Raw genomic sequence first — 12,576 nt, forward strand, 5'->3', positions numbered from 1 at the left:
TGGTGTGTGTGTGGTGGTTGGTTGTTTGTTTGTTTTTTCGTTCGTGCGCCGGGGCGCGGTCGGTCGCGGGGGGGGCCGCGGCTCCGCCCCCCCCCCCCCCCCCGGGCCCGCACCGCGCCGCCTCAGTGCGACCCGGCCGCCTCCTTGAGCTCCGCGTACGGCGCGAGCTTGCGGAGCGACTCGATGCTCCTGAGGCACTCGTCCTTGCTCTCGTGCGGGTCCCCGGTGACGATGACCGTCCCGTTGCTCGCCTTGAGCCGGAAGCGGTGCATCCCGCTCTCGTCCTTGTACAGCTCGAACTTTCCAGCCATGCCTGTAACAGCCTTCCGTTCAGGTGACCCCCTCGCACCGCACCGTAGGGCCAACCCGGTTGCTCCGCCCGCCGGCTGGGGCATCCGAGTCATCCGGACCTGCCCACCTGGCCCGTTCGGGTCAGGTGGTGCTCGCGGGGGAGCTGTGGGCCTGCGGGCGGCTGGGCGTGGTGGCCCGGGAGCGCTCCTCGCGGAAGCCTCGTTTCACCGGCGGACCGGGGTGGTGCCGTTCATGCCGAAGCGGGCGGAGCACTGCTCGCCGGATCGGTTGTTCGCGTTCCACACGCAGATCCACATCGTGTAGCCGATGTCCGGGACGAAGCTCGTCTTCGCGGCGCCCACGGAGGCGCGGAAGGTGTACGTGATGCCGTCGCTGCGGGCGAGCTCGGCGACGCAGGTCTGGGTCAGGGAGGTGTTGAGCACGCCCGCGAGCGAGCCGGAGCCGTTGTCGTCCAGCCAGGCGGAACAGGCGGCGGTGGGGCCGAGCCAGTCGGTGTCCGCCTCGGAGCCCTTGACCTGTGCCGGGTCGTCGCTGCCGTTGATGCCGCGGATCGATGACGAGGTGGGGCTGGGGGCGGCCGTTGAGGGTGCGGCGGTGGCCGTGCTCGGCGGGGTGGCCGTTTCGCCAGGCGGGGTGGTTGGGGGCTGGGTAGCGGGTTTGGCGGCAGCGAAGGTCGAGGGCCGCAGGCTCGGGGAGGGTGCCCGCGTGGTGGCGGCCGGGGCGGTTGAAGGCGGGGGAGAGGGTTCGGCGGTGGCGGTGGCGGTGGCGGAGATCGAGGCGCTCGGGCTCGCGGAGGGTCCTTGCGTCGTCCCGGCCAAGGGCTCGACGGCGACCTGCACGCCGCCGGACTCCTGCGCGTCGTGGTGCTGCGGGGAGGTGGACGGGCTGAGGACGAACACCGCGACCGCGCCGAGGGCGGTCGCCGCGGCGACCGGCAGCAGGAACAGGTGCTTGCGCGGGCGGCGAGGTGATGCGAGGGGTGCGGGCCCGACGTCGGGGTTCGGGTCCGTGCTCGTATCCGGTGGCGGGACGGTCTCCAGCTTGCCGACCGGCGTTTCGGCGAACGCACGTCGAGCGCCGATGCGTGACATGACCTCGGGCGGCCAGGACGGGGGAGGGGCGAGCCGGTGCGTGCGCGTCGCCAGGACGATCTCGTCGGCGGTGGGGCGTGCTCCGGGGTCGGCGGCGAGACAGGGCCCGAGGAGGGCGGCGAGGTCGGCGTCCACGGCGCGCAGCGGCTCCACGTCGGGGGCGGCGCCGGGCGTGCGACCCGAGGCGGCGTAGAGCAGGAGCGCCGCGAGCGAGTAGACGTCCGCGGGCGCTGCCACGTCCTCCTCCCCGGTCTGCTGTTCCGGTGCCGAGAAGCCCTGCGTTCCGTAGCTGCCACCGCTCTTGGTGAGCCTCGCCTGGTCCGCGGCGCGCGCGATGCCGAAGTCGATCAGCTTCACGCCGTCGCGCACCAGCATGACGTTGGCGGGCTTGATGTCGCGGTGCGCGATCCGGGATGCGTGTACGGCCCGCAGTTGAGCGGCCGTTTCGGCCAGCAGTAGCCACAGCGCTTCGGCGGGCAGCGGGCCGTGCAGCCGGACCGCCTCGTCCACCGTGAGCCCGGGGACGTACTCGGTGGCGAACCACGGGCGTTCCGGAGTGGCGTCGCTCGCCAGCACCCGAGGTCCGACGCCGAGCGGCACACGGTAGAGGATGCCGACCTCTCGTTCGAAGCGCTCGCCGGGGACCAGCCGCGGCCGGACGAGCTTGACAGCGGCGTAGCCCCTGTCCGAGACCCCGAGGTAGACCTCGCCCATGCCGCCGGTACCGAGCAGGCCGATGATGCTGAAGCTGCCGATCTCCTGCGGATCGCCCGGACCGAGTGGTTCGGCGACCATGCCGTCGATCGCAGCAGCTCGCCGGCTGATCTCGCTCACGGCGGGCAGGCTATCGGGCAAGTCCACTCCGGACAAGTGGAGTTGGTGGTTCCGCAAGCTCGACACACCGCATGCCCGCAGGAGGACTGGTCCTCCCGGTGCGCTCATACACTGGCGCGACCCGAGGCGGAGGTATGTGAGATGGCGTACGAAAACTTCCCACCCCAGATGCTGCCGCCGGGCAGTCCTTCCGGCAGAGTGCCCTCGGCGCCACCCGGGACGATCTTCGTGCTCGGCCCGGAGGGTGGGTACGCCGTGCCGCCGCGCCGGTACACCTTGCTGTTCGGGCGCGACCGCGAGGACGTGCACGTACCGGTCGGTGTCGACGACCCGACCGTCAGCCGTCGGCACGGCGTCTTCACCTGCGCCGGCACGGACGGCGACTGGTGGCTGGTCAACACCGGCAATCTGCCGATCGAACTGCCCGACGGCGTGCTGATGCTCACCAGCCACAAGCGGATCATCGGGCCCGGGTACACCCCGCTGGTGATCAACTCGTCCAAGCGGCGGTCCCACCTGGTGGAGGTCCGCGTCGTGGACGGGGACGACCTGCACCCCCGTTCCACGAGCGGCGCCGATACCGCGGCCCCCGAGACGGTCTACCTGCTCTCCCTGCAGGAGCGGCTGGTGCTCGCCGCGCTCGCCCGGCGCTACCTGGAGGGCCAGGACGCCTTCCCGCTCCCGTCGGCCTGGGAGGAGACCGCCCGGCTGGTCAACGCCTCGCCCCACGTGACCAAGTTCTGGACCCACAAGTCGGTCGCCAACACGGTCGAGGACGTGCGCGAACGGCTGCGCCGACGGGGCGTGCGCGGACTGACGCGCGACGAGGTCGGCGAGCCGGTCGGCTCGACGCTCAGCGTCAACCTGATCAGGGAACTGCTGAAGACGGCGACGCTGAACGCCCAGGACCTGGAGTTGCTGGCCGATCGGGGCTGACGCGTTTCTCAGGCCTCCGTCTCGGGCGCGGCTTCGGCGTTGTGGTTGTAGGTGACGTGCATGGTGCCGTGTTCCACGGCGAAGACGGCTGCCTGGTCCTCGGCCGAGTTCTGCTGGCGCGGTTGGGGCTGCGGCTGCTCGGGGTGATGCTTCGTGTTCGTCACGTGGTTGTTGTCGCCCACGATGAAGGTGCCGGAGACGTCTCCGGCGTGGATGGTGCCGGGGGTGGATTCCGTAGGCATGGTTGGCCTTTCTCGGTTGGTCCTGTGGAGGTCAGCCTCCGCAGTGGGTTACCAGGCTGCGCCAGGCCGAGTTATATGCCGACGCCTGGCTATTCGTGTCGATCGTGGCACCGGACGGATGGTTCCGAAACGAGCGGAACTGGTTCTCCTCCTGCTGGCTAGCGGTCAGAAGGCCCTTGAGGTCGGATACCACGGATCCGTCCCGCGCTTGCGATAGGGCTCCCCGCAACGTGGACTCGCTGGTGCGCAGGTCTTTGAGGATGATGTCGATACGGGATTTCACCGTGCTGTCGTCGGGAACGGTGGAGGTCCGTCGTGAGTTGTACGCGGCTACGGCGTTGTTGTACGAGTCGAGGGCGCTGTGAACGGCGGTCAGGTCGGCGTTGTGCTGCTGGATCTCTTTTCCCAATTCCGGTGCCACCGCTGCGCACACGGGATCGACGGGGTCCGGTGTGACGACGGGGGCAGGGATCGGCGGCTTGGGGGTGTAGACCGGCCGGGTCGGGATCGGTGGGTAGGTGACCTGGGCCGGCTTGGCCAGGTTCGACTGGTTCTGGGTGTAGACCATGGCGCCCACGCCGAGTACGGCTGAGGCGCCGACCACGCAGGAGACGGCGAGGGCTGCTCCGCCCTTGGCAGCTGCTGCGCCGGCGGTGGTGACCGCCCCGTGGCCCGTGCTGGACGTGGTGGTGGCGCTCGCGGCGTGCGAGTGGTGCGCCCCCGAGAGGTCGATTCGGTGCGGCGCCGCCTGCGAGGGGGAGTGTGCGCCGACCACATGGCCCCCGGGCGGGGGCTGTTGGGCGGAGTGGGACAGGTCGATCACGTGCGGTGTACCCGGCGGGTGCACGGGCGCCGGAGCGCCGGAGGCGGGGACGGGGTGGGTGACGGCCGGTGGTTGGACGACCGGGTGGGTGACGGCCGGTGGCTGGACGACGGGGTGGGTGACGGTCGGCGGCTGGACGACCGGCTGGACGACGGGGTGGGTGACCGTCGGCGGGCTGACCACCGGGTGCGTGATCAGCGGGGACTGGCCGATGGCGTGTGCCGTGGTGGCCGGGTCGATCGGCGGCACGGCGGTGATCGTCGTCGTGGCGGCCTGGTGGGCCACCGAGTGCGCTTGCAGGGCGGCGAGTTCCTGCCAGAGCGCCCCCGCCTCCAGCACCAGGGTCGTCGTCAGTGCCGCCCGGCCGATCGCCTTGCGGCGGGTGCGCGCCTCCCCCAGGAAGAACTCCTCGCCCGCGCGGTCTCCCGCGCTCTTCGCGGCGGCCCAGCCGGCTCCGAGGAGGCTGCCCCACGCGTCGAACTGCCGGGAGAGCGCCAGTTTCGGCGAGGCGGCACGGGCCAACTCCACGCCGAGCTGCGCCTGTCCGCTCCGCTCCGCTCCCAGCACCGCGACGTCCAGGGCCTGGAAGTGGGCCGCGACCTCGTCCGGGGTGGTCTCCCGCGACTGGACCCACGCGGTGAGCGCCCGGCAGAGCGGTGCGGCGGGGTACTGCGTCATCCGGCTCTTGAGCACGCACTCGGCGACGTCCGGCGGACACCCGTAGCCGGTTTCCGAGGCGACCAGCAGGCCGTGCCGCACCAGCCCGCTGGCGAGCGCGTCGCTGTCCGTCCGGCTGAGCAGGGCGTTGAGCTGCCGGGCGGCCAACTCGGCGCCGGAGAGCGAGCCGAGCAGGTACAGCAGGTCGCGCTCCTCCGGCCGGAGCCTGTTGAGCAGTGCGGGAAGGAGCGCGGGGAGATCGGCGATGCCCGGCAGGCCCTTGCCGGTCGCGGCCGACAGGGCGATGCGCCGCAGTCGGAGCGGATTGCCGTGCAGGGCGTCGCACAGCGCCGTCACGGTCCGCGCTTCGTCGGGCCGCAGCGCGCGGGCCAGGACCGTCTGGACCAGGACCACCCCTGCCGGGGCCGTCAGTCCGTCGAGCCGGATCGGGTGGACGCCGGTGACCGACGACCGGCGCTGCGAGGTGAAGACGAACGTGGAGTGCTCGGCCAGGTCGAAGAGCCGGTGCAGGTCCTTCTCGTCGAGTCCCGCGTCGTCCAGGTAGATCCGCAGCCGCAGGGTCTTCAGGTGCTCCTTCAGCACCTCCAGCGACGGCTTGTAGTTCGGTGCGTCGAAGCTGATGTCGAAGATCGCCTGCGCGAGGTCGTCGGCCGTCCGGCCGCCGGCTTCGATGTAGGCCGCGCCCTCGGGCCCGCGCGGCAAGGTGCGGGCGAGGTGGCGCAGCAGCGCACTCTTGCCGACCCCGGAGGCGCCCCAGATCTGCACCAACTGGCGTGCACCGATGGCCTGTTGCAGTGCCTGGAGCTCCCGTTCCCGGCCGATCAGCGGATCGGCGGCGGAACGCGGCAGGTGGGAGATCGGCTGACGCTTGACCGGGTTGGGCGGAGGCCCCGCGTTCACGGTGATGGCCGAACCGTGTCCGGTGGTGATGTTGAGGTTGGTCACGGTGTTCCGGTTGCCGACGATCATCGTTCCGGACACGTCGCCCGCCCGGATTCGCGTGGAACCGTCCGGAGCACCGTTGTTCTCTGGCATCTGTTTCTCCGGTCCTCTCCAACGCTCGGGTTCCGGCACTCGGTCATGCTGGCGCCGACCCGTCGTCGGAACCCGGCGCTTTTACCTGTTTGGTGAGATCGCCCGTGAACCGGCCGGTTCGGCCGCGGCGGCGATCCGGGCGAGGTGGTCCAGGTCGAGGATCGTGATCCTGCGGTAGCCCGTGACGACCGCGCCCGACTCCCGCAGGGCCCGCAGGGCCTTGTGGATCGACGACTCCGCGGCGCCGACCAGCGTGGCCATCTCCGGCTGCGACAGCGGGAGATGGGCTTCGTTGCGGCCGGGGCGCCCGTAGGTGACGGCGAGGTGGTGCAGGATCCTGGCCAGCCGCCCGAGCACGTCGCAACCGGTGAAGTCGACGATCCGGCTGGTCGCCGTGCGCAGCTTGGCCACCACGCTCGCGTTGAGTGCGAGCCCGATGGCGGGGTGCTGCTTCGTGCACGCCAGCAGTTCGGTGGGCAGGATGTAGCGGGCCAGCACCCGGCCGCAGGCGGTCACGGTGCCGATGCGCGGCTGACCGTCGATCCCGGCGAACTCCCCGACGAGGTCCCCGGCCATCCGCACGGCCAGCAGTGCGTCCCGACCGTCCTGTGCGTGCGCGGTGACCTTCACCGTGCCGCCGATCAGGAGCAGCGAGAAGTCCGAGGTGTCGGCCTCGCGGATGGTGATCTGACCGGCCGGGTAGGCCACGCCGTGGCCGAGCTCCAGCAGGACTCGGCGATCGGCCTCGCCGACCCGGCCGAGCAGTCCGGTCGTCGGCCAGTAGGCCCCGGCCCCGCGCATCCGTGTGTTGCTCATCGGTCACTCCTCCTCCTCGTCCGGCCGAAGCCGGACAAGCCGTATTAGTAGCCGGTTTACCCGAGGACCCCTCCTCTACGTTCTGGTTAACCATCGTGTCGGCACCGGGAATTCGGTGCCGACGGCAGTTCGATCCTCGAACCGCCGGCCCTCGTCGTGATCGCGGAGGGAATGTGAATCCGAGGTACGAGTACCGAGCTCTGCTGGCGTGCGACATCGCGGGTTCCGCGGGCCGCGGTCAGCAGCGGCTGCAGGAGATCCGCGGCGTGCTGCGGTCCGCGCTGTTCGGCGCCCTCGGCGTCGCGGAGCTGGACCGGCGGGACTTCGCGTACGTGGACACCGGCGACGGCTGCCGGCTCGTCGCCCCGGCCGGGTTGCCCAAGGCCGGACTGCTGGTCCCGCTGCTGCCGGAGCTGGGCGCGCGGATCCGCGAGCACAACCGGCACGCCGGCCCGGACACCCGGCTGCGGGTACGGGCCGCCGCGCACGCGGGGGAGGTCCGGCTCGATCCGGACGGTACGGTCTCCGGCACCCCGTTCGAGGCGCTCGCCCGGCTGCTCGACTCGCCCCCGCTGCGGCATGCGCTCCTGGACGGTCCGGACGGCACCCCGGTGGCCGCGGTGCTGTCGCAGCACTACTACGAGGAGACGGTCGGGCACGGCTACGAGGGGCTCGAAGCCGGTGCCTTCACCGCGGCCGAGGTCCGGGTCAAGGAGTACGCCGCACGGGCCTGGCTCTGGTATCCGGGCAGCCCGGTCGGGCCGCACGGCGGTCCCGGCCCGGAATCCGGCTCCCGCGAGCGGCCTGCGGAAGCCGAGCCGCGGGCCGTGGAGCAACTCGTCCAAGCCACGGGGAAGGGCACGGTCTTCGCCGTCGGCCGAGGTGGCCAGCACATCCACTACAACGAAGGGGGCTGAAGCGCCGATGAACCAGGAACTCGCCGAGCTGGCCGCGAGCGGAGCCACCGCTCTGGTGTCCGCGATGGGCACCGATCTGTGGAACGAGGCGAGGCGACTGATGAGCGGCGTCATCGCCCGGGCCCACGGCAGCCGCCGCAGGGAACTGTCCGTCGCGCTGGAGCGGGGGTCGACCGCCACGAGGGGAGCGGTCGACGCCGCGGCCGTGGACTTCTGGACCGAGGCCCTGCTCCAGTTGCTCGTCCGGGACCCGGCTCTCGCCCAGGACGTCATAGCTCTGGCGACGCTGCGGACCGCGCAACGGCCGGACGTCGTGGTCCAGGTCAACTCCGCCACCGGTTCCGGTGAGGTGTTCGCGGTGCAGCACGGTGACCAGCACTTCGCCTCGGGGCCGAGGTCCCGCGATCGTGAGGAGCGGCCGTGAGCGGGGGCGACGGCCGGCGGGACGGCCTGACGGACGGCTGGGTGCGGGCGGGGCTGCTCGCAGCCGTCGTCATCGGGGCCTTCGCCGAGGTCGGCACGCCGCACCGGCACTACGGCTGGCTGGTGAACGCGTTCGCCCTCGCGGCGGTGGGTGTCGTCGGCCGGGCGGGCGCGCGGGGGTGCCTCGCCGCCCCCCCCCCCCCCCCGCCGCCGCGCCGGCCCGAACGGGGGCCCCGGCCCGACGCGCCGGCGCCGGTCTGCCGCTTCGTCGCGGCACCGGCGGTGTCGACGGCCCAGCCCGGCAGGCCCCGGCCGTTCCTGCGCGAGCGGCCGACCGATCTGAGCGTGCCCCGCTTCGGCGAAGGCGCGCGGGCACAGGGCTACCCCTGGCTGCTGCCGGAGCGCACGGTGCAGAACGGCATCGCCGCCGACGAAGCCAGGGTCGGTGCCCTCACCATCCGCGCCGCCTCGGTCGTCGGGCCCGGCCACCGCTGCGGCCGGCCCGCCGAGCCGCGACAGGACTCCTACCGGATCGGGCGGAGCCCGGACAGCCGGTACGCGATCGTGGCCGTGGCCGACGGCCTGTCCAGCGCGGCCTGGTCCGACATCGGGGCCACCGCGGCCTCCAGCCAGGCCGTCACCCTGCTGCGCGAGCAGATCGAGGCGGTCGGCTTCGACCGGCTCGACGTCAAGGCGCTGTACGGGCGGGTCGCTGAATCGATCGCCGCGCACGCGGCCGGACGCGGCGTCGGCACCTCGCACCTGGCGACCGTGCTGATCACCGCGGTGATCGCCGAGCCGGACGCGAACGGCGTGGCGCGGGCATGGGTCGGCTGGCTCGGTGACAGTTCGGCCTGGACACTCGACCCGCGCGTCCCGCTGTGGCAGTTCTCCGCCGGCGAAGCCAAGGACCGTGCGGCCGCGGTGGTTTCGAACGAGGTCGCCGGCCGACTGCCGGACACGCCGCACCTGGCCGTGGACGGTTACGTCACCCTGGCGGCCGGTGCCGCCCTCGCCCTGGTCACGGACGGGATCGGCGACGCGTGGGCGGACCGGGCGGGCAACGTCAACGAGTACTTCGCGAACGCCTGGCGCTCGCCGGTCCCGGCCACCCGGTTCACCGCCGACGTCGGCTTCGACGCACCGCAGTGCCTCGACGACCGCACCGCCGTCGTGGTGTGGAACGGCAGCGGGACATGACCGACTCCGATCCCGTCGCCGGCGGCGGCGCCCCGGCGGTGGACCCGCGGGGCTGGGCGTTGCCGAGGACCGTGGGCCTCGGCGATCTCGGACCGCTCGCCGAGCCGATCTCCGAACACAACGGCCAGGCCGTCGCCGTACGGCCGCTGACGGACCATCCGGGCTGGCTGGCCAAGCTCTACCGGCCCGGCCCGCACCAGGAGGACGGCCACCGGATCGACCTGCTGATCTCGGCTCCGGACACGCTGCCGGAGGCGGAGCGGGCGAGCTTGTACGCCGGGACGTGCTGGCCCGCGGCCCGGATCCGCGAGCCCGGCAACCCGGCCGTCGGGTGCGTGATCCCGATGGCGCCCGAGCAGTACCGTTCCGAGCTGCGGCGCGGCAAGTTCAGCGAGCGCCGGTTCCTGGAGATCGACTGGCTGGCGAAGTCCGACGAGTCGATCGGGGGCGTCGGCCTGCCGTGCCCCGGCTTCGAGGGCCGACTGGCTGCCTGCCGCCGGCTGACGGAGCTCGCCGCGATCCTGGAGGGCCTGGGCCTGGTCTACTCGGACTGGTCGTTCTCCAACGCCTTCTGGAGCCCGGAGGGCCGTTCCGTCTACCTGATCGACGTCGACGGCTGCCAGCCGAAGAAGATGCCCGACATCCACCAGCCGAACTGGGCCGACCCGCTCACGCCGCCGGGCTCCGACGCGGACCAGTACACCGACCGCTACCGGCTCGCCCTGCTCGTCGCCAAGTGCCTGACCGGCCGGCGCGACGCGAGCACCTTCCACGGCGTCGCCGCGTCCCACTGGCTGAACCAGCCCGCCGTCTCCGAGGTCCTGCTGGACATGCTGCTCGCGACCGACCGGGAGCGACGGCCCGCGGCCGCCCAGTTGAACCAGGCGCTGAACAACGGGCCCTACCTCAGGGCCGTGCCGCGTCCGACACGTACGCCGCTGCCCCAACTGCCCCCGAAGCAGCCGACGGTGGTGCTTCCGCAGCCCTCGCCGAACGCGATCCCGAAGCCCCCCGCCGTCGCCCGCATCAGCACGGTCGAGGAACAGCAGAAGCCCAAGACCGGGTGGATCTGGGTGCTCGCCTTCGTCGTGATCCTGGTCATCGTCATCGTCATCGCCTCCAACCACTAGCTCAGAGGTGCACACAATGTCACTCTGCCTGCCCACCTACGTGGTGATCGACGCCTCCTCGTCGATGAAGCCGCACGAGGCAGTGCTCAACGCGACCCTCTCGCGTCTGCACTACAACCTGGCGACGAATCCGCGCGTCTCGGAGTTCGCCAGGGTCAGCGTGGTCGCCTTCTCCACCGACGTGCACGTGGTGATCCCGATGTCGGACATGGAGCAGGTCCCGAGCATGCCCGAAGTGATCTGCGGCGGGGGCACCGAGTACGGCAAGGCCTTCGACCAGTTGCGGCAGAGCATCGAACAGGACGTCAGCAGCCTGCGGGCGCAGCAGTACAGCGTGCTGCGGCCGGCGATCTTCTTCCTGACCGACGGCGCCCCGACCGACGCGAGGTGGCAGGAATCCTTCCGCAGGCTGGTGGACCGGAACTGGCCGCGCCACCCGCACGTGATCGCCTACGGCTTCGGCGCCGCCAGGCGCGACGTGCTGAAGGAGGTGGCGACCAAGGCGCTGTTCATCGCCGACGGTTCGGACACCGAGTCGGCGCTGAGCGGGGCGATCACCGGCCTGCTCAACACCCTGATCGCCTCCTCGCAAACCGGTCAGATGCACATCGCCACGGACGTCAAGGGCTTCGAGTACGTGCAGGTCGCCCAGGAATACGTGGACTGAGCGTGGACACCGACCCGCGTACCACGGCGCCCCGGGCGCTGAGGGCCTCCGCCGGGCTGTCCGTGCTGGCCGCGGTGCTGCTCGCCTGCGGCGGCGTGGTCGAGGTGGCGGGCCATCTCAGCGGCCCCTCGACGAACGGGGGCGGAGGCGGCTCGCACCCGGCGACGCCGGTGCCGGTACAACCGACCCCGACCCCGACCCCGACCCCGGCCCCGGCCCCGACCCCGACCCCGACCCCGACCCCGACCTCTGAGGTCTCCTCGCCCGCCGCGGCGCCGTCGCCGAGTTACTCGCCCTCGGCCTCACCCACCCAGCTGCCCGAGCCTACGGCCGCCCCCACCACCACACCGGCGTCTCCTTCGGAGCGTCCTCCAGGGAAAGGGGCATCCCGGACGAAGGCTCCTGTGACGAGGAACGCCGCCCCGTAGCTGCGATACCGGCGCGGCCACGGAGGGGCCGAGCAGCACGGGCAGCCGGCGGGCGGGCCGGGGAGTGGGGCGGGGAGTGCCGTTGATGGTGGTGCTGATGGTGGCGCCGTCACCCGAACGCAGTCGCTTCGGGTTCTCGCGCGGCCCCGGAGTCGCCCGGAAGGCGGCTCCGGGGCGCCTCCTCAAGGCGGATCCGCCGTGGCGTCGGCGGTGCCGGGGCGTCATTCCGGTGGTTTCCGCGGGGCTCGACGCGGGGTCTCGCCTCTCGCCGCGCGGGGGTGCGCACCCCCGCCCCGTCGGTCGGCTGCGCCATCCGGGTAGGCCTCGGCGGGCGGGGTCGGCGGCCCGGGCGGGGGTCCTCGGGGAGGGGCGCGGGGGACGGGGGCTCGCGCCGAAGCCGTCGTCGCGGGGGCCTGCGGTCGACCGGTGGGCGGCGGCGCTCGGTGCGCGGGGGTGGCTGTTTCGAGACGCCGGACGAACGGCACTTGACGGTGGGTCAGTCGAGGAGTCGACCGGGCGGATCCTCGCCCGACCCGGCTCGTCGGGGGGCCGGGCGGGAGGGCCGGAACCGGCTGTCGAGGCGTGGGTCGGGCGGTCCTGTCGGGGGGCCCTTTGCATGCCGAGGACCGTTCGCGGTTGCCGTCCAGAAGCTGCGAGCCGGGGCGTCAGGCGGATACTGGAGATGTGAGAACGGCTCTGGCAGGCACATCCCTGACGTGCCCGCCGCTTAGGGCTGTCTCACGGCAACGGCAGTCTCTGTCGTGCTCCCCGGGTCCGCGCCGTCGGCGTCGGCCGTGGACGTGCGGCGTGCCAATGCAAGGGAAGAAATGGAGTCGTGATGAGTTACTTCAACCGCAGGGACCGCGGTCGCGGACGTGAACGTGACCGTCGCCGCCGTCGCCACGGCCGCCGTCGTCGGTTTGGCTTCTGGTGACAGATAAGGGCGGTCCGGGCTGTGCTTAACAGCCCGGCATGACACCCATCCCTGGGGGCGGGCGGTTACCCCCCCGCCCCCCCCCCCTCGGGGGGGTGCCCCAACCCCCC

11 protein-coding genes are annotated in these 12,576 nt (G+C 72.2%); 6 read left to right on the plus strand and 5 right to left on the minus strand.

Going from position 1 to position 12,576, the window contains the following annotated elements:
- Nucleotides 1–122 precede the first annotated feature (122 nt).
- Nucleotides 123–311: a DUF1508 domain-containing protein gene (locus ACFV61_RS04180; protein ID WP_063350276.1), complete on the minus strand. Its 189-nt coding sequence runs from the start codon at nucleotides 309–311 to the stop codon at nucleotides 123–125.
- 204 nt (nucleotides 312–515) lie between these two features.
- A complete protein-coding gene (locus ACFV61_RS04185) occupies nucleotides 516–2,237 on the minus strand; it encodes a protein kinase (RefSeq protein ID WP_380490055.1) in 1,722 nt (573 codons plus the stop codon).
- 141 nt (nucleotides 2,238–2,378) lie between these two features.
- Here ACFV61_RS04185 and ACFV61_RS04190 point away from each other — a divergent pair, with 141 nt between their 5' ends.
- Entirely contained in the window at nucleotides 2,379–3,173 is a 795-nt protein-coding gene (locus ACFV61_RS04190) for an FHA domain-containing protein (protein ID WP_380490058.1), read from the plus strand.
- Between the two features lie 8 nt (nucleotides 3,174–3,181).
- On the opposite strand, the gene ACFV61_RS04195 is transcribed toward ACFV61_RS04190, so the two are convergent.
- The 3 genes from ACFV61_RS04195 to ACFV61_RS04205 form a co-directional block, all read right to left on the minus strand.
- Nucleotides 3,182–3,415, minus strand: a complete 234-nt coding sequence (locus ACFV61_RS04195) for a hypothetical protein (protein ID WP_363370948.1) — start codon at nucleotides 3,413–3,415, stop codon at nucleotides 3,182–3,184.
- A 31-nt stretch (nucleotides 3,416–3,446) separates the two neighbouring features.
- Complete coding sequence (locus tag ACFV61_RS04200; RefSeq protein ID WP_380490061.1) at nucleotides 3,447–5,951, minus strand: hypothetical protein; 2,505 nt, start codon at nucleotides 5,949–5,951, stop codon at nucleotides 3,447–3,449.
- Nucleotides 5,952–6,032: 81 nt separating this feature from the next.
- Nucleotides 6,033–6,767 carry a Crp/Fnr family transcriptional regulator gene (locus ACFV61_RS04205; RefSeq protein WP_063350279.1) on the minus strand — a complete coding sequence of 245 codons (735 nt, stop codon included), beginning with the start codon at nucleotides 6,765–6,767 and terminating at the stop codon, nucleotides 6,033–6,035.
- Between the two features lie 173 nt (nucleotides 6,768–6,940).
- On the opposite strand from ACFV61_RS04205, the gene ACFV61_RS04210 reads away from it, so the two are divergent.
- The 5 genes from ACFV61_RS04210 to ACFV61_RS04230 are packed head-to-tail and all read left to right on the plus strand — an operon-like array spanning nucleotide 6,941 to nucleotide 11,104.
- Entirely contained in the window at nucleotides 6,941–7,684 is a 744-nt protein-coding gene (locus tag ACFV61_RS04210; RefSeq protein ID WP_063350280.1) for a hypothetical protein, read from the plus strand.
- A gap of 7 nt (nucleotides 7,685–7,691) precedes the next feature.
- Nucleotides 7,692–8,108, plus strand: coding sequence for a hypothetical protein (locus ACFV61_RS04215; protein WP_380345570.1), 417 nt, complete (start codon nucleotides 7,692–7,694; stop codon nucleotides 8,106–8,108).
- Nucleotides 8,105–9,307, plus strand: coding sequence for a protein phosphatase 2C domain-containing protein (locus ACFV61_RS04220; RefSeq protein WP_380490063.1), 1,203 nt, complete (start codon nucleotides 8,105–8,107; stop codon nucleotides 9,305–9,307). Before ACFV61_RS04215 ends, ACFV61_RS04220 begins: the two co-directional genes overlap by 4 nt.
- Nucleotides 9,304–10,437 (plus strand): hypothetical protein, encoded by a 1,134-nt coding sequence (locus ACFV61_RS04225; RefSeq protein WP_380490066.1) that lies wholly within the window; start codon nucleotides 9,304–9,306, stop codon nucleotides 10,435–10,437. The genes ACFV61_RS04220 and ACFV61_RS04225 overlap by 4 nt, the downstream gene beginning before the upstream one ends.
- A 16-nt stretch (nucleotides 10,438–10,453) precedes the next feature.
- Complete coding sequence (locus ACFV61_RS04230; protein ID WP_380490068.1) at nucleotides 10,454–11,104, plus strand: VWA domain-containing protein; 651 nt, start codon at nucleotides 10,454–10,456, stop codon at nucleotides 11,102–11,104.
- Nucleotides 11,105–12,576 lie beyond the last annotated feature (1,472 nt).

Source organism: Kitasatospora sp. NPDC059817 (assembly GCF_042731835.1).
In the GTDB taxonomy this organism is placed as follows: Bacteria; Actinomycetota; Actinomycetes; order Streptomycetales; family Streptomycetaceae; genus Kitasatospora.